This is a genomic window from Syntrophales bacterium, assembly GCA_023229765.1.
Lineage (GTDB): Bacteria > Desulfobacterota > Syntrophia > Syntrophales > UBA5619 > DYTH01.
This window is the reverse complement of record JALNYO010000002.1, coordinates 1-18389: the sequence shown is the minus strand read 5'-3', so window position 1 is coordinate 18389 and position 18389 is coordinate 1. Positions and strand designations below refer to the sequence as shown.

The window sequence follows — 18389 nt, the reverse complement described above, 5'->3', positions numbered from 1 at the left end:
TTACTTTTACCCGGATACCCGCCGACATCTTAAGAAGAGACGCAAGCAATGTCTCATCAAATAAAAAATCAAATCTTACTGATAATGTTCAACAGTTTCTTCCTGTTAACATAACGGTTCAGGTTCTTAACAAACAAGTCAATGGCCAATATATTGTAGTCCTCTCTCCTCCCGCCGATGTGCGGGGTAACGGTAACATTGGGAAGCTCCCAAAGTTTGCTGGTCGAGGGCAACGGTTCAGTATCCAGAGCATCCAGGCCAGCCCCGGCAATTTCTTTGCTCTGGAGAGCTTTAAATAGTGCGTCATGGTCAACAGTGCCGCCACGTCCTATGTTAATAAAAAACGCTGTTGGTTTCATGGCTTCGAACTGCCTGAGACCGAATATTTTGGCGGTTGGAGGTATTAGAGGCAGGCAGTCAACAACGAAATCAGCCTGGCCGAGAACTTCAAGCATTTTATTGCCGGGAAAGATAGTATCGCAATAGCGGCATTTGACCTTTGGGTTGACCTCTACCGCAATTACTCTCATTCCAAAGCTTTTGCATAATTTGGCGATATATTTCCCGATGGGGCCGAGACCGATCAGGCCGACTGTTTTCTTTTCCAGGATGATGGGGATAAATGGGTCCCACTTGTGCGCCGCCATACCGCGGTAAACTTTTGGACCATTTTTAGCCATGTTGATTATGTGCATCAAGGCGGTCTCGCCTACCTGGACTCCATGCATGCCGCTGGAGTTGGTCAGCAAAATATCGCTATTTTTGAATTCCGGGAAACCAAACGCATCCACCCCGGACATGGCGCACTGCACCCACTTCAATTTGGGAGCGCTGACGGTGATATTCTTTAACGGAATTCCTCCCCCGGGGAGAGGGAAGCCAAAGATGACTTCAGCCTCAGCCATAAGGACGTCCAGCTTCTTTTGAGCTTTTGAGTCTCCGTTTGATGCAGAATCGGATAAGGTGCTGGCATTCACAGAATTTATTCTGGGACTAACCTTGCCTATCTTCTGGAAAACTTCTTCCGGCACAGGAAAACCTAAAGCGGGAAGGAATGATAATACATTTACTTTTGATTCGCGCATCCTTATATCCTCCTTTCTATGGTATTGCTCTTAAACCAGATAATAATCCTATGCCAAAGGCATTCACTAATCATGATGATCCTTAGCCAGAACTTATAATCAATATGGTCGCCATCATAGAGCAATGGCTGTGCCATTTATATAAGTGTTCGACTTTACATGATAAACATTAACTTCTTCGTTTGTCATATCTAAATCTGATCTCAGTATGCTGAATATTTTTCAACATATTGAAAAACATACGTTGACAATTTCATTCATTGCTTCTAAAAAACAGCCCGTTTGGGGAGGTCAATAAAAATGAGGGCGCTACAAATAGCTAAAAATAGCAGATTAGCAGGAAAACAAATAAGCGTTTGGCAGAGCTTTGATAAAAGCGCAAAAGAGATCATCCTCTATCTGGCACATGCCAGCTCACCGGTTTCGATCGACCAACTAAGCTCCCTTTCCGGAGCGTCTACCGTAAAGATCCTGAATGTGATGGAAGAGGCCATAAAGAGAGGAGTAGTTTATGAAAAGGAGGAGTTTGGGAAAGGCATCTATTTTCTCAATAGAATCATTCCGGACATACTGCTTGATTGTTCTGTATCGGAAGAAGAGAAGACTCAGGCGTTAAGGCGACTGATTGAATTTTACAACGATATTCTTTCAGAAGGAAAGGAAAAAACACTCGTCCTGGCAGCGCTTTACATAACGCTGGGCAACAGTGATAAGGATAAGGATAAGGATATTGTAAAGAACGCTGCCGATATCATTTTTGATTCAAGAGACTACGAACTGGCAGGTGTTTATTACGACTACTTCCTCAAAAACTCCCCGGAAAAATCGCTCTCTATCGCAAATGTAAAAGATTATCTTGACAGCGTGCTGGGAAAGATAGTGACCACAAAGCATCTCATGCCATTGCAGGATCAGGTGACCCTTTTGAGCAGGGCGCAGCAGATTGCCCGAAAATACGAAAAATGGGAATACCTTGCAAAGATTGAACTTATTCTTGGCCATGTTATGCAGGCAGGGGGCCAGCATCGGAAGGCCTTCAGCTATATAAAGGATTCCCAAAGGCTTGCCCAGGGAATAGACGACCCCCGGATGTTCAAGGAGGCAACGCTCCTCATGAGTGAGTTTCTCCACTGGAAAGGAAGGTTCGCAGAGGTCGTTCGCCGCTATGAACAGGTGGTAGAAAACCTGGAGGAATTCGGCGACAATGCGGCCATTTTAAAGGCTGGCGCCCGGGTGGGAATATGTTACGTGAGGTGCGGACATGTCGCCCGGGGCATGGGTATGATAGAAGCGGTAAGGGGCAAGGCAAATCTCCTCAATCTGCAGCATGTTTCCATATATGCCGATCTCCTAAGCATGCATTCCCTCTTTGAACTTAGAAAAATATCTGAAGCTGAGTTCTATGTAAACCGGATATCATCTTTTTCTGACGATATTTTGGGTCCTTACATTCTGATGCGAGTTGAGATGTGCAAGGGCTATATCCTCATTTTGCAGGGGAATTATGAACGTTCCTTTGAATATCTCAAGAAAGCCGTGGAACATTCTCGCTATGTCGGATGGATGCATCAGAACAGCGCCTGGAACTTCGAGTATCTCGACGCTCTTGAGAAACGGGGTTTCATCCATGACGAATGGACTTACGATTCGGAAATCGAAAGGATACTTCAGTGGGATGACATATACATGAAGGGGGTAGCCCTCCGTTATAAGGCGCTCCGTGATATGGAAAGAAGCCAACAACCTGTAAACAATGCGCTGGCTGACCTGAAAAACAGCGAGAAATACCTTAAAATGGCCGGCGCTGAAATTGAACTTGCAAGGACCAGGATTGCCTTGGGAAATATACATCTGAAAAGAGGACAGTCAAAACTCGCCCAATCCTATCTCAAAAAGGCATGGACACTCTTTTCGAAGATTGACCGGAATCTGTTTCCCCAAGACTTGCTTGCGAGTATGCCCCCCGAGCAAAACTTTGATCTTATGATAAAGAGAATGATCAGCGTCAACGAGTCTCTGGGAACCGTCAGGGACATGAAAGCTTTTCTCGAAAAGGTGCTCTCTATGGCCATGGATTTCACTATGGCTATGCGAAGCGCCTTCTTTATTTTTGATCCTATCGCTGGAGAAACACTTGTCGCCAGCAAAAATTTCGCTTCTCTGCTGCTCGAAACAGAGCAGTCAAAAACAATCAGGAATGTTGTTGCCGAAGCCGCCCGGAAAAGCGATGAGCTGATAATGCCCGGCAAAATGGATAATGATGTTATCTCCGACGGAGACCTCCTTGCCGTAGGCATTAATTCCATGGTCTGCATGCCCGTTAAGATGGGAGATAATTTACAAGGATACCTCTATCTCGATAACCTTCTCGGCCAGGGGTCCTTTCCTGAAAACTATTCCCACTACATGAGGCTTCTTTGCAGTCAGATCGCTGTGGGTCTTTCCAATATCAATGAATATGAAAAGATAAAGGAAATGAAAAATCGATTTGAAAACGAAACTATTTTCTATAAACGTGAAATGGGTTTGGCCAACCCTTTACAAACCATCATCGGTACGTCGGCAGGAATCATGTCTGTGCTGGGCCAGATACAACAGGTAGCGCCAACGGACAGCTTAGTTCTAATTCTGGGAGAGACAGGGGTAGGGAAAGAGTTGGTGGCAAAGGCCATTCATAAAAGCAGCAGTCGGAAGGATGGACCTTTCATCACTGTAAACATCGCAACGCTCCCGCCAGAACTGATTGTCAGCGAGCTCTTCGGCCATGAAAAGGGGGCTTTCACCGGAGCAAACGAATTACACAAAGGCAGGTTCGAACTCGCCGACGGCGGCACCATATTTCTCGATGAGATAGGAGACCTTCCTCTCAACATACAGGTCAATCTGCTAAGAGTTCTGGAAGAGAGCACCGTTGAAAGGCTTGGAAGCAACAAAACCATCCGCCTCGATTTCAGGGTCGTAGCGGCAACCAATAAAAACCTGTTTGAGGAAGTCAGTAAAGGAACTTTCCGGCAGGATCTTTTCTATCGCCTTAATGTGTTCCCCATTCATGTTCCCTCCTTGAGAGAACGTAAGTCAGACGTCAAGGCTCTCGTAAATCATTTTATTGAAAAGTATAGTAAAAAGATGAGCCGGAATATCGATCCACTTATCCCTGAAGAGCTGAATAAACTCATGGGCTACCAATGGCCTGGAAACGTACGGGAACTGGAACATCTCGTTGAAAGGGCAATCATTTTCTCAAAGGATGGCAGTATCAGTTTTTCCGGATTCACCTACCCGTCAGGCAGCAGCAATGGCACAGTGAATTCCCCCTTGGTGTCGCTGGCGGATATGGAGAGGAACTACATCGAAAAGGTACTGCACAGTGTAAATTGGAAACTGAGCGGTCCAAAGAGTGCTTCTTCAATCCTGATGGTAAAGCCAACAACCCTGCTCTTTCGCATGAAAAAATTAGGCATCAAAAAACCGTTGCCGGCCGAGTTTGGAGATTAGTTCCCATGCTGAAGCAAAAATCCTCGCTGCCCGATGTCCGGTATCAAATCTCTTTAAGCCTGATGCGGATGCTGATATAGTCATACCATAGAGGCAATTGCAAAACCATTTGTCATTCCCGAAAGCGAAGCTTAATGTTCATAATGTCTCTATCGGGAAAGCGAAGCTTAATGTTCATAATATGGTTTTTCAAGCAGTTAGAACCAGATTATGAACATTAAACTTCGTTTTATGAACATTAAGCTCCGCTTTCCCGCTCAGAATCGTTGCGGGAATGACAAGAATGGGGAGTTTTGCAATTACCTCCATATATTGAATAACAATAATCTCTTTGGACAGGAGGCGTCAAACTGAAAACGAAGTTTAATGTTCATAAAAAACGGGCCATTGTTATTTTTCTGCTGCTGTTTTTGGGAGCGGCTGTCTTCGTCTATTACGGCCAGAAAAAAGGGCGGGACGGGGAGCTGTTCTACTCCGGAACCATTGAGGCGACTCAGACCCACCTATCCTTTCAGACGGGAGGACGGTTACTCCGGGTAGCGGTGCGCGAGGGGGAGACCGTCGCCAAGGATAACGTTCTGGCCGAACTGGAGCCGGCGGAGTTTATCACCCGTCTTGAACAGGCAAAGGCCACCCGGGAAAAAGCGCTGAAGGGAAGAGAGCAGGCAGAGGCAATTTTGAGGGTTTATCAGACGACGATCCCCGCCGAAATCGCCCGCGCCGAAGCGGGGGTGCAAGCGCTGAAGGCGCAGCTTGACGAAATCAGGGCCGGCGCCAGAAAACAGGATATCGAGCGGGCGAAACAGGCCATGCAGAGCGCGGGCCTCGTCCTTGCCGACGCGAAGAAGAACCTTGCCCGCTATGACGCCCTGTTTGCGAAGGGAACGATCTCGGAAAAGGAACGGGATGCCGTCCGCCTGCGCTACGAAACAACGCTTTCGGAATACGAACGCAGTAAAGAGACGTACGATCTTGCCCGCGAAGGAAGCCGCGCCGAAACGATCCGCGCCGCCGAGGCGAGGCTGGAAGAGGGCAGAGCCGCCTTGAATCAGGCAAAAAGCAACCTGCCGCGGATAAAGGCCGCGCAAAAGGAGATTGAGGCGGCAGCAGCAACAGCCCAAGCCGCCCAGGCCGCCCTCGCGCAGGTGCAGATTCAGCTCGAATACGCGAAATTGAAGGCGCCCGGACCGGGCATCGTCACCAGCAGAAGCGTGGAGCCGGGCGAGGTGGTTTCTCCCGGCGAGGAAGCGCTGACTCTCGCCGATCTGTCGAGGGTGGATTTGAAGATCTTCGTTGACGAAACCGAGATCGGCAAGGTGAAGCCGGGGCAGAAGGCCGCTGTCGTCATCGACACGTTCCCCGGCAAAACCTTCGCGGGAACGGTAACTTTCATCTCCCCGGAGGGTGAATTCACCCCGAAAATCATCCAGACCAAGAAGGAGCGGGTGAAACTCGTTTACCTGGTAAAGATCTCTATCCCCAATCCCCACCTGGAATTGAAATCAGGGATGCCCGCCGATGCCCGCCTGCGCTAAAATAGGGACAGAGCCCTATTTATCGTCCCTGTTCTCCGCCAGACATGTCTCGTACCGCTTCGCGGCGACGGCGGCAGTGCAGGACGTATCGCTGGAGCTCGAAAGCGGGGGCATCTTCGGTCTGGTGGGTTCCGACGGCGCGGGAAAATCGACGCTGCTGCGGATGGCGGCAACTATGCTCAAACCGGCGGCCGGCAGCATCACGATCGACGGCCTCGATACCGTCTCCGACCGGGCAAAAATAAAGAATCTCATCGGCTACATGCCGCAGCGCTTCGGGCTTTACCAGGATCTGACCGTCGAAGAGAATATCGATTTTTTTCTGGATATCTTTGGGATTTATGGCGCGGAGAGGAAGGCGCGCAAGGCGCTTTACCTCGGCTTTTCGAACCTGCTGCCCTTCACCGACCGGCCGGCGGGAAAGCTCTCCGGCGGCATGAAGCAGAAACTGGGGCTTGCCTGCGTGCTCGTTCACGAACCGCGGCTGTTGATCCTTGATGAGCCGACCAACGGCGTCGATCCGGTCTCCCGTCAGGAATTCTGGGAAATTCTCGGCAGGATGCGGGCCAAAGGGATGACGATCCTCGTTTCCACTGCCTATCTCGATGAGGGCGAAAGGTGCGACAGGATAGGGCTAATGCATCGGGGTAAGCTTCTGCAAACGGCGGCGCCGGCGGAAATCCGCCGCGGTTTCCCCAACCTCGAAGAGGCGATCATCGCTAAAATCAGGGAGGTGGACCTCGACCTTGCCCAAAACGCGTTCAACGTGGAGAAAATGCCGCAATGACAACCTCCGTTGATAACGGCAAAGCGGCGATTATCGTGGAAGGGCTGGAAAAGCGCTTCGGCGAGTTCACCGCCGTCGCTGGGATATCTTTTTCCGTTTACAATGGCGAGATATTCGGCTTCCTCGGGGCGAACGGTTCGGGAAAATCGACGACCATCCGCATGCTCTGCGGGCTGCTCGCGCCAACCTCGGGAAAAGCAACCGTTGCCGGCTATGACATCGTGACACAGACGGAAGAAATCAAACACGCGATCGGCTACATGTCGCAGAAATTCTCCCTCTACGAAGATCTGACCCCATTTGAGAACATCCGTTTCTATCTTGGCATCTACAGCGTGCCCGAAAAGCAATGGGAGCAGCGGATTTCCTGGGTTCTTGAAATGACGCAGCTCACCGCAGAGCGTAACCGGCTGACCAGAGAACTCCCGCCGGGCTTGCGTCAGCGGCTCGCCCTCGGCTGCTCGCTGCTCCACCGCCCCAGGATTCTCTTTCTCGACGAGCCGACCTCCGGCGTCGATCCGCTTTCCCGACGCCATTTCTGGGACTTCATCCGCCAGCTCGCCGCCGAGGGAATCACCGTTTTCGTGACGACCCACTACATGGACGAGGCCGGCAACTGCGACCGCATTGTCCTGATCAACGAGGGACGTATCGTCGCCTCGGGCAGTCCGGCCGAGATCGTCCGCGGCGCCTGCCCGGAAAAACCGGATGCAGATCTCAACGACGCGTTTATAAAGCTGAATAAACCACAGGTTGACGGTTGACAGTTGACGGTTAACGGTTAACGGTTGACGGTTGACTGTTGACGGTTGACTGTTGACGGTTGACAGTTGACGGTTGACGGTTAAAAACAATAAATATGGAACGGTTTGAAGATATTGAGGCGGGGCTGTCGGCACATGAATTATGAACATGAGGTTTTGTTTTGACTTGAAAAGTAAAGCATCTAACAAAAAGCCAACTGGAAACCGGAAACTGGAAACCGGAAACCGTAAACTGGAAACTGGAAACCGTAAACCGTAAACCGTAATATGAAGACAAAAAACATCACAGCGATCGCCCGCAAGGAGTTTTATCATCTGCTCCGGGATTTCCGCAGCCTCTATCTGGCCTTCGCGATCCCGTTGCTCTTGATACTGCTGTTCGGTTACGCGCTCAGCCTCGACGTGAACAATATCGAAACGATCGTTGTCGATCGCGAAAAAACCGATCTGAGCCGCGATTTTATCAGAAGCCTTGAGGCAAGCCCCTATTTTCAGATAGTTGAATCTCCGGACAGCATGAGCGCGGTGATCAATGCCCTCGACCACGGCCGGGCGCGTTTGGCCATAGTCATCCCCGTCGGCTGGACTGCCGACCTCCGGGCGGACAGAAAGACCACCATGCAGGTGATTCTCGACGGCAGCGACCCCAATTTCGCGGGGATATCAAACTCATACATCAGCGGCTTTATCGCCCGCTACAACGGCAACCTGCTCGCCGCTTTTCTCGACCGGCGCGGGATGCAAAAGATCAACCCCCCCGTCAATCCTCAGATCCGCGTCTGGTTCAACGAGGAGATGGAAAGCCGCAACTTCATCATCCCCGGCATCATCGCGATCATCGTCATTATCGTCGCGGCCCTCTTAACCTCGCTGGTCATTGCCCGGGAATATGAAAACGGGACAATGGAAACGATCCGCTCACTGCCGATCGGGGCAGGCGAATTTCTCCTCGGCAAGGCCGCCCCCTACTTTCTTATCGCCTTGACGGACGTCCTGATCGCGGTGCTGATGGGGCAGATGCTCTTCGGGATCGTCATGAAGGCGAGCTTCTGGCTGATGATTCTCGCCTCTTCGCTCTACATCACCGTCGCGCTCACTCTGGGGCTCTTGATCTCATCGGTGACAAAATCGCAGATGACGGCGAATCAGACGGCAATCCTGATTACCTACCTGCCGTCCATCCTCCTTTCCAATTTTGTTTTTCCGGTAACCAACATGCCGGTAATTCTGCAGGCGGTTACAAAGATCGTCCCGGCTACCTATTACATCGACATTCTCTCCGGCATCTATCTGAAAAACCTTGGCTTTGCCCACCTCTGGCCCGACCTGCTGGTTCTGCTTGCCATGTCTTTTGTGCTGGCGCTGCTCAATTATCTCGTTTTAAGGAAAGAGGGGTTCTGACGATGGGCTGGCTTCGCATCCGGGAAATGGTCCGCAAGGAATTCATTCAGCTTTTCCGCGACAGGACGGTCCGCTCGATCATCGTCATGACGCCGCTTATCCAGCTTCTGGTTTTCGGCTATGTGGTTAATTACGATATAAGAAATATCCGCGTCTCCCTGATTGACGAGGCGCAAACAAGGGAGAGCCGCCTCTTGCTCGACTCCCTGACGGCCGGCGGCGTCTTCACAATTACCAGCATCCCCGCCTCTGTAATAGATATGGAAAAGCTGTTTCTGGATGGCAAAGCCGACCTCGGAATCCGGATTCCCCCCGACTTCAGCAGCTTGATCCGCCGGGGAAAAACCGCCAATATCCAGGTACTGGCGGATGGCGGGATGAGCAACATGGCCGCCGTCCGGCTCGCTTATCTGTCAACGGTTGTCGACCGATTCAACGCCGGACTGATCCACGAACTCTACAACCGCGATCTTTCCTACGGCCGGATAGACGCCCGCATCCGCACCTGGTACAACCCCAACACGGACAGCCAGAAATTCTTCGTCCCCGGCATCCTCGCCTTCATCATCATGCTGATCTCGATGCTGCTCACCTCGATCGCCATTATCCGGGAAAAGGAGGTCGGCACGATGGAGCAGCTGATCGTCACCCCGATCAAGCCGCTCGAACTGATCATCGGCAAAACTATCCCTTATATCGTCATCGCGCTGGGGCAGGCGGTTGTGATAACGCCGCTCGCCATTTTCTGGTTTGACATCCCCCTTGCCGGCAGCGTTGTGGACCTCTTCGGGGCGGCCTGCCTCTTTCTGTTAAGCACGCTGGGAATCGGGCTTTTCATCTCGACGGTCTCGAAAACGCAGCAGCAGGCAATGATGACGACCTTTTTCTTTCTGCTGCCGTTTTTCATGCTCTCCGGGTTTGTTTTTCCGATCTCGAATATGCCGATTGTCGTTCAATGGCTGACATATCTTAACCCGCTGCGCTATTTTCTGGTGATCATCCGCGGCGTCTTCCTGAAAGGGGTGGGAATAGACGTTCTGTGGGAGCAGTACGCCGCGCTCGCCACGCTCGGCATAGTCGTTTTTGCCGGCGCAATCCAACGCTTCCACAAACGTCTCGAATAAAATTATCAAGAGGAGATACAATAAGATGAACCTTCAAGCCCCCAAAACAAGAACATCCATCCAGCTTTTCACCGGCAAGGGAGGGGTCGGAAAAACAACCCTTTCGACCGCCTGCGCCCTAGGTTACGCGCAAAACAGACGCACGCTGCTTCTTTCCACCGACCCAGCCGGGTCTTTGGGAGAGATATTCGGCCGTGATTTCAAAGAGCAGGCTGTAACGGTGGCGCCAAATCTGGATGTCGTCGAGCTTTCCCGCCAGGCGGTGCTTAAACTCTGGCATGAAAAATTCGCCGACGACATCTTTACCGTCCTCTCCGCGTTTTTGCCGGTGGAGAGGGATATCCTCGACTATATCGAAGGGGCGCCCGGCATCGACGAGGAATTCATGCTCTCCTATCTGCTGGACGTTCAGCAGTCCGGAAAATACGACATTATTATCTGGGATGCGGCCCCGACTTCGACCACGCTGAAGCTGCTGGAGCTGCAAAAGCTGTTCTACGCACATCTTACCGACGCGCAGAAGATTTACCTGAAGTTCAAGGGGCTGTTCAAAGACGCCGATCCACTGGAGCTGATCGGCCAATGGCGGCAATTGACGCAGGATGTAATCACGATGCTCAAAAACGAGACATCCGCCTGGATCGTTGCGAACCCGGAGCGCCTGCCGGTAGAACAGGCGCTGTTGATCGCCGCGGCGCTGGCGGATTTCGGCATCAATGTCAATGGCTACATCATGAACAAGCTTCTTGCTGAAGAGATCTGCGAAGGTTCCGATTTTCTGAAAAAGAAGTTGCGAGCCCAGCAGCGCTGGTGGGAGAATCTGGCCTCGCGCGCCAGCTTGCCGATTATCCAGGTTAAAGAATTGACCGGTGATTTGACCAATCCGGAAGAGCTGCTGGCGCTGGCAAAAAAATTAGACATTCCCTCGAGCCAATTGCAAAACGTTTTGTCATGCCCGAATGCTTCTGTCGGGCATCCATGATTTTAAGCAGTTAGACGCTGGATTATGAACATTAAACTTCGTTTTCCCGCTCAGAAGAGTCGCGGGAATGACAGAATTGGGGGTTTTGCAATTGGCTTCCTCTTCTATACTGAGACAGTCAGAGAACAAACTTTACAAGAAAGATCGGGGGTTTAGAGGCTATGTTAAGCACAATCGCAAAAAGGGCACAGGACATCCCTCCGTTCATCGTTATGGATGTGCTTGAGGAAGCGCAGAAGCTGGAGAGAAACGGGACGGACATCATTCATCTCGAAGTCGGCGAACCCGATTTCGACACGCCGGACTGCATAAAAGAGGCGGGGATGCGCGCGATGCGCGACGGGCAGACCCACTACACCCATAGCCTGGGGCTGCTTGAACTCAGAGAGGCTATCTGCGAACATTACCTGGAAAGATACGGGGTTGCCATTTCACCCGACCAGGTGCTGGTCGCCTCCGGCACCTCGCCGGCAATGATGGTGCTTTTCTCGGCCCTCCTGGAAAAGGGAAACGAGGTCATCATCTCTGACCCGCATTATCCCTGCTATCCGAACATGATCAGTTTCTTCGGCGGCTCGCCCGTCAATGTGCCGGTTTACGAAGAAGACGGCTTTCAACTGTCAGCCGACGCGATCCGGGGAAAAATGACAGACAAAACCCGCCTGATAATGATCAACTCCCCTTCCAATCCGACGGGCAACATCCTCTGCGAAAAACGGATGACCGAGATCGCCGCCCTCGGCATTCCGGTAATCTCTGATGAGATCTATCACGGTCTCGTTTATGAGGGCAAGGAGCGCAGCATCCTGGAATTTACCGATAATGCGTTCGTTTTGAACGGCTTCTCGAAGGCCTACGCGATGACCGGGTGGCGGCTCGGCTATCTGATTGTCCCGCCGGCTTATGTGCGGCCAATGCAGAAAATCATCCAGAATCTCTTCATCTCCGCCAACGCCTTTGTCCAATGGGCCGGGGTTGCCGCCTTGCGCGAGGCAGGGCAGGAGGTAAGCCGGATGCGGGAAATATACGATCAACGGCGAAAATACATAACCGACAGACTCTCCGAGATGGGGCTCGGGATAAATGTGGCGCCGACCGGCGCCTTCTATATTCTCGGAAACATAAAGAAATATTCCAATGACTCCTACAAGATGGCCTTTGATATCTTGAAGCGGGCCCACGTCGGTGTCGCCCCCGGAATCGATTTCGGTGAAAACTGCGAGGGTTATTTGCGCTTCTCCTACGCGAACTCTCTGGAGAACATCCGCGCAGGAATGGACCGGCTCCAGAAATACCTGCGGGAGCAGTCTTAAAAATATGCACGCAAAAAATCAGATAAACCTGAAAACCGTTAAGGAAATTAGGGCTGAGGAAAAGCTTCTTCAGGAACGGGTGGACGAGCGCGGGGTAAAATGGCGAATGGTCTATCTGGGGGGCGGCACCCATTTCCGGAACTGGCTGGAACAGTGCCGGGAACTGGGAGAGGTGCTGGTCGAAGAGGCAGACCCCACTGGTTACAGGTGTTTCGAGGAGGGCGAAGAGAAACTCTACCGGATCTGGATGAAGGTTCCGGCCGATTAATATTATGGCCTTTTCGGTTTTAGACATTTTCAAGATTCTCCCCCGGCGAACGAACCACTGGCACGCCGGCAAAATTCTGGGCCCGGAGGAAAGCTTTAATTTATGCCATTGAGGCAATTGCAAAACCATTTGTCATTCCCGAAAGCGAAGCTTAATGTTCATAATGTCTCTATCGGGAATGACAAGAATGGGGCGTTTTGCAATTACCTCTTTTGAATTTATTAAAGAACAATCCTCAAATATCGGCAAAACAACTGGCATCGCAGGTCGGTATTTCACAGAGAAAAATCGAAAAGAATCTGGCAAAACTAAAGAGCAATGGCGTCATCGATCGAATTGGCCCAGCCAAGAGCGGCCGGTGGGTGGTAAAGGTGAGCAAATGATATTGCCATCTAAGGAGGAGAAATTTCCGGTGACAAAACATTGCAATCTTCTGGATCTAACAGATATTTCGTCTGCTACACTCCAGCGCCGCTTAGCCCTAAGGAGATGGAACTTATGCGGAAGATCGACGAGATCCATCTGGAATATCCGTTCTACGGAAGCCGGAAGATTCGCAACGGACTGTGGGCCAAAGGCTATAAAGTGGGTCATGACAGGATGCGCCGTCTGAGGCGGCGGATGGTTATTGAGACGCTTTATTGTGTAGATATTTAAATAAGGTTCATCCGACTAAAGCGTACTTCCTCCTTGGATCTACTTTTGTTGCGAGCGCAGAACACTTCAAATACAAAGGTGTAGGGCGGCTGATCGGACCAGATCATTGAATGTGGTTTGAAATGCGCAGGGATGACCCCAGCGTCACCATATCAAGTAGAACGTTGATGCTCTCGTTCACGAAGGGAGCATACTGATCCCGGGCTTCCTTCTTAAGCTCGGCAGGCGTCTCCTTTTTCTTGCCGCCGACGTCCTTCTCCATCTCCTTGCGCAAGTCGGCAAGCCGGACAACGCCCTTCTTGCCGGCGGCCTCTTTGTTGTTCTTGATGATTTCGGTGAACTTCGCGTCTTTGGCGACCCGGGCCTTGGACCTTGCTGCCAGCTCCGCAAGTATGGGTTGCACTAGAGGTTTCCAGAGTGGCGCAGCATTTCCCGGCACGGCAAGGAAGGGTGTGATCGCCTGGACCGGAAGCGGATAATCCAGTTCCTTTTCACCAATATCTTCGAGAATGAACCACATCGGTAGCTGGACATCCGCTTCTACGCCCACCTTCTGCGTAGACTGGCCGCCGGGCAGAAAGTACAGCCTCGTGGTGACTTTCATGCCACCCAGATCCCAGGGCAGGGATGTCAGTTCCTGCACGGACCCCTTGCCGAAGGTATGGTCCGACCCGACGATCACAGCGCGATGGTAGTCTTTGAGAGCGCCCGCCACGATCTCGCTGGCCGATGCGCTCAAGCGGCTCGTCAGGACAACTAGGGGGCCTGTGTAGACTGCGCGGTGATCTTCTGCCGGGAGCGTAATCACGATGCGCTTGTCGACTTTCGTTCTTGATGCGGACGAACCAGTGGCAAGAATAGTCACTTGCTCGCGACTGTCTTGGGTCGCCACGATTCCGCCCTTGCCAATAAAAAGACCGGCAAGGCGCACCGCCTCCCTGAGCAGGCCCCCCGAGTTTCGTGACAGGTCCAGCACGATTCCATCGACACGCTGCCGCATAGCCTCCACGAGAAGGTTCTTCACGTCCTCGTAACAGGACTTATTTTCCTTTTCATCGCCGTAGAAGGAAGGAAGATCGATCACGCCGAAGCGGTATGGTCTGCCGTCCACTGTCCGTGTCTCGTAGGTAATCCTGGCCTCCTGCTCCTTGATGTCGATCTTGTCGCGCGTGATTGTAGCGTCGAAGCGGTCCGTCTTTTCCGCCTGCCGCAGGATGGTCAGCGTGACCTGCGTGCCTTTCTTGCCGCGAATCATCTTGATAACTTCGCGCAGGTCCATGTCGATGACACCAACGGGCTTTTCCCCTCTTTGGGCCACGGCGATGATTTTGTCCTTCGGTTTAAGTAGGCCCGAGTGCTCGGCCCCTCCCCCGGGAATCAACTCCTCAATGACGGTAAATCCGTTGTCGCTGCTGAGGAGGGCTCCGATCCCTTCCAGGGAAAGCTGAATCTGAATCTGGAGGTCTGCTAAGTTTTCGGGGGACAGGTAGCTCGTGTGCGGATCGAGGGCTCGGGCAAAGGCTTCAGCGAGGTTCGTAATGAGTTTCTCGGGATTGTGTTCGACGACCCGCATCGTCTGCAGCTCGTAGCGGTGAATCTGCTGCTTCCTGGCCTCCGCCAAGTCAACGCCTGCCAGCAGGGCGTTTTCGATCTGAAATTGCACGACCTTTCTCAGGAGCCCCAGCCTTTCCGCCGTCGTCTTCACATAGAGGCGCTTGTTAACGTTGATGTTCAGCTCAACGGTCTCGTCGAGTCGGTAGTCCGGCCCCAGAATCTTTTTGACAATTGCCTCGTTCTCCCGCACCCGCTCAACCAGCACATCGTGCACCTGCTGCAGCGCAAGGCAGTTGCCCGATTGTATGCTTGCAAACATGCTTTGCAGAACCGGCTTAAGCCTTTCAACATCAGACTCGTACAACAGCGTCTTGGAGGGATCGAGCCCCTTGATCATCTGGTCAACGGCGTGAGCGCTGATCTCCCCTGTCAGGTTCTTCATTGCGTAGTGATTGGCCAGGAACCCTTCCATCAGCATGGGCAGTCGTCTGCAGGTAAGGCTTTCGGCCATTGAGGAAACGGGCAACAGCAGGATCAGAAGCAGGATCAGAAGCAGCAGCCTCCTGAATAAGAACCAATCCTTGCTGCCGAACGCCGCTCTGCGGCTACGGGGATTATCCCCCCGGGGGACTCCGGTGATGTTTTCGACTCTTCTATCGCACATGCTCATGCTCTTTGTTCTTCCCGCCGCACCGGGGTACGGCTGTCTATCTTTAATTGCTCTTGTTGAGAAATCACGTGGCTGTGACGATAGAAGGACGGAGGGATTCTGTCAAGGGAAAAGGAAAATTGCATGCGGTTGGAGGTGAATATTGCAAATACAAGTTGAGATTTTCGGTATCTGGGCATATCAATGAATCCCGGATCACAGGTGGCATTATTGGGCGGATGATCGAGGGTTGGCTTAACTTCCTGTAAGTGACCGTCCGATGTTTTTGACGTTAAGGCTTTATTTCAAACAGCATTCAATAAGCTCTGGATAGTCCGGCCAGAGACAAAAGAACACAAAGTAGACTCCCCGCCTCCCTTCAAGGTATCCCTCAATATGATGAGGTTCCATCAAATATTGAGGATAAGCGGATCATTTCATGTTTTTCTGTCGTACCCCTGATTCGCCTAATCGATTGCTTTTAAATGCTTATTCCATGATCATGATTTCATTCGGTGATTGGCATAAAGTTTGCTTTTACTGTTCATCTCACGGCAAAGCCAATTCTTATCAATTCGGGTTGAGGCATAGGTATGGGTGACATTATGAAAGATGATAATAAGACCAAGAAGCAGCTCGTTGATGAACTGACGGAATTGCGCCTGCAAAATGCCGCGCTGAAAGAATCAGAAAGCCCAGAGAAATACCGGAGTCTTGTAGAAAACCTTAGGGATGTCATCTATGAATTGGACAGTCAGGGTATGGTCCTTTATATCAGTCCGGCTGTCCGGGATATGCTGGGATTTGACTCGACTGAAATTGTCGGAAAGAGCTTTATCGATCTTGCATACAAAGATGACCTTAATCTTATGACGGAATGGTTTTCCGAACTCAGCAAAGGGACAGAAAAACCATCTGATTATAGAGTCCTCAATAAATCAGGAGAACTCAGATGGGCGCAAACGAAAACCAGGCCCGTCATCGAAGACGGCGTGTTTAAGGGTGCACACGGAATATTGTTAGACGTAACGGCCCAAAGGCGAGCGGAGGAGGCCCTCAGGAAGAGCGAAGAGAGGTACCGTTGGGTGTTGGATAACATGGCGGATGTTATAACGGTCATGGATATGAACCTGCGTTTTACCTATGTCAGCCCTTCCATCATGCGTATGCGGGGATACACGGCAGAAGAGGCCGTGGCGCAGACCTTAGAACAGGTCATGACGCCTGAATCCTTGCAGATCAGCGCCAAGGTTTTTGAAGAAGAGATGAAATTGGAAGCCAGTGGTACGGCAGATCCCGACAGAATCCGCATCGTGGAGCTGGAACAATATAAAAAAGACGGCTCCATCGTTTTTATGGAGAACCATCTGTCCTTTATGCGGGATGAGGCAAAGAAGCCTGTGGGCATAATCTCTGTATCCCATGACATCACCGAGCGCAGGCGGGCAGAAGAAGCACTTAACAAGGCCAAGACATTACTGGATAAAACATTTGCCAGCATGGACGAAGCCATTTTTATAGTAGATCCACACACCCGGAAGATCATTGCTTGCAACCACGCGACAGAGGTTATCTTCGGCTTTGGAGAGAAAGACTTGATTGGTTGCAGCACCGATGTCTTGCATGTGGATAAATTATCGTACGACCTTTTTGGTCAGGAACTCTTTCCTGCTCTGGACGCAAATGGAGTGTTTCGTACCGAATTTCAAATGAGACGAAAAGACGGAAGCGTCTTTCCCACCGAGAATACGGTAACAGAAATTCTCGATGACTTAGGCCGCCGGACCGGTGTCGTAAGTGTGGTCTGCGACATTACTGACCGCAGGGTGGCCGAGAAAAAGTTGAAGCAAACGAACATCTTTCTTGATTCGATCATCGAGAATATTCCGAATATGATCTTCCTCAAGGATGCCAGAGATCTCCGGTTCATCCGGTTCAACCGGGCGGGAGAGGATCTGTTGGGTTATTCCAGGGACGACCTGCTGGGGAAGAGCGATTACGATTTCTTTCCAAAGGAACAGGCCGACCACTTTACGAAGAAGGATCGGGATGTTCTAAACGGAAAGGAGGTTTTGGATATCCCGGAAGAATCGCTGCAGACCCGCACCAAGGGAGAGCGCACCATGCACACAAAAAAGGTGCCGCTCCTGGACGAGAAAGGAGAACCCGAGTTTCTCCTTGGGATTTCGGAGGACATCACCGAGCGCAAGAAGATGGAGGAGAAGCTGCGGGAACGTGACATCCAATTAAAGAAACTTACTTCCTGGGCGCCCGGAATGATGTATCAGTTTACGAAGAGGCCTGACGGAACATTCTGCGTGCCGTTCACCACAGAAGCTGTCAAAGATATTTTTGGATGTTCACCAGAAGATATACGCGAGGATTTTTCTCCAATTGCCAGAGTAATATTGCCCGAGGATTTAGATAAAGTTGTTGGCTCCATTGAATACTCAGCCAAACATCTGACGATCTGGGCATTGGAATATAGAGTACAAATTCCGGGTCAATCAATCAGGTGGATATTAGGAAAATCAACACCCGAGAAGTTGGCTGATGGCAGCATAACCTGGTATGGCTTCAATACTGACATCACCGAGACCAAGAAGGCGGAGGAGGCGCTGCGGAAGAGTGAAGAGGAATTCCGTACGCTAGTGCTTACTTGCATAATTAATAGTTACATGATATACTTTTGGGCAGGAGGTAAAAAATATGCCCAAAGGTTATCACATTCCACAGTGCTCTGAGAAGGATCGTCTGCTGATTGAAGAATGGGCG

At 51.2% G+C, this 18389-nt stretch carries 13 protein-coding genes; 11 read left to right on the top strand and 2 right to left on the bottom strand.

Translation table 11 applies throughout. The features are described from left to right. Positions 1 to 68: 68 nt before the first annotated feature. Positions 69 to 1085: a D-2-hydroxyacid dehydrogenase gene (locus tag M0P74_02055; GenBank protein ID MCK9362375.1), complete on the bottom strand. Its 1017-nt coding sequence runs from the start codon at positions 1083 to 1085 to the stop codon at positions 69 to 71. A 300-nt stretch (positions 1086 to 1385) separates the two neighbouring features. On the opposite strand from M0P74_02055, the gene M0P74_02050 reads away from it, so the two are divergent. The 10 genes from M0P74_02050 (at position 1386) to M0P74_02005 (ending at position 13411) form a co-directional block, all read left to right on the top strand. Further along, a complete protein-coding gene (locus M0P74_02050) occupies positions 1386 to 4580 on the top strand; it encodes a sigma 54-interacting transcriptional regulator (protein MCK9362374.1) in 3195 nt (1064 codons plus the stop codon). A 410-nt stretch (positions 4581 to 4990) separates the two neighbouring features. Further along, positions 4991 to 6115 (top strand): efflux RND transporter periplasmic adaptor subunit, encoded by a 1125-nt coding sequence (locus tag M0P74_02045; GenBank protein ID MCK9362373.1) that lies wholly within the window; start codon positions 4991 to 4993, stop codon positions 6113 to 6115. Next, positions 6099 to 6902 (top strand): ATP-binding cassette domain-containing protein, encoded by an 804-nt coding sequence (locus M0P74_02040; GenBank protein ID MCK9362372.1) that lies wholly within the window; start codon positions 6099 to 6101, stop codon positions 6900 to 6902. Before M0P74_02045 ends, M0P74_02040 begins: the two co-directional genes overlap by 17 nt. Further along, positions 6899 to 7666, top strand: coding sequence for an ABC transporter ATP-binding protein (locus tag M0P74_02035; GenBank protein ID MCK9362371.1), 768 nt, complete (start codon positions 6899 to 6901; stop codon positions 7664 to 7666). Before M0P74_02040 ends, M0P74_02035 begins: the two co-directional genes overlap by 4 nt. A gap of 267 nt (positions 7667 to 7933) precedes the next feature. After that, complete coding sequence (locus M0P74_02030) at positions 7934 to 9067, top strand: ABC transporter permease (GenBank protein MCK9362370.1); 1134 nt, start codon at positions 7934 to 7936, stop codon at positions 9065 to 9067. A 2-nt stretch (positions 9068 to 9069) separates the two neighbouring features. Beyond that, a complete protein-coding gene (locus tag M0P74_02025) occupies positions 9070 to 10191 on the top strand; it encodes an ABC transporter permease (protein ID MCK9362369.1) in 1122 nt (373 codons plus the stop codon). Positions 10192 to 10216: 25 nt separating this feature from the next. Continuing rightward, positions 10217 to 11173 carry an ArsA family ATPase gene (locus tag M0P74_02020; GenBank protein MCK9362368.1) on the top strand — a complete coding sequence of 319 codons (957 nt, stop codon included), beginning with the start codon at positions 10217 to 10219 and terminating at the stop codon, positions 11171 to 11173. 161 nt (positions 11174 to 11334) lie between these two features. Then, complete coding sequence (locus M0P74_02015; GenBank protein MCK9362367.1) at positions 11335 to 12486, top strand: pyridoxal phosphate-dependent aminotransferase; 1152 nt, start codon at positions 11335 to 11337, stop codon at positions 12484 to 12486. A 4-nt stretch (positions 12487 to 12490) separates the two neighbouring features. After that, the gene (locus M0P74_02010) at positions 12491 to 12754 is read left to right on the top strand and encodes a hypothetical protein (protein MCK9362366.1); all 264 of its coding nucleotides are present in this window, start codon (positions 12491 to 12493) and stop codon (positions 12752 to 12754) included. Positions 12755 to 13252: 498 nt separating this feature from the next. After that, on the top strand, positions 13253 to 13411 hold the full coding sequence (locus tag M0P74_02005) for an IS3 family transposase (GenBank protein ID MCK9362365.1): 159 nt from the start codon (positions 13253 to 13255) through the stop codon (positions 13409 to 13411). 103 nt (positions 13412 to 13514) lie between these two features. Here M0P74_02005 and M0P74_02000 read toward each other — a convergent pair whose 3' ends face one another. Continuing rightward, positions 13515 to 15629: a S41 family peptidase gene (locus tag M0P74_02000; GenBank protein ID MCK9362364.1), complete on the bottom strand. Its 2115-nt coding sequence runs from the start codon at positions 15627 to 15629 to the stop codon at positions 13515 to 13517. A 590-nt stretch (positions 15630 to 16219) separates the two neighbouring features. Between M0P74_02000 and M0P74_01995 the strand changes: the two genes are divergently transcribed. Next, positions 16220 to 18358: a PAS domain S-box protein gene (locus tag M0P74_01995; protein ID MCK9362363.1), complete on the top strand. Its 2139-nt coding sequence runs from the start codon at positions 16220 to 16222 to the stop codon at positions 18356 to 18358. Positions 18359 to 18389: the final 31 nt, after the last annotated feature.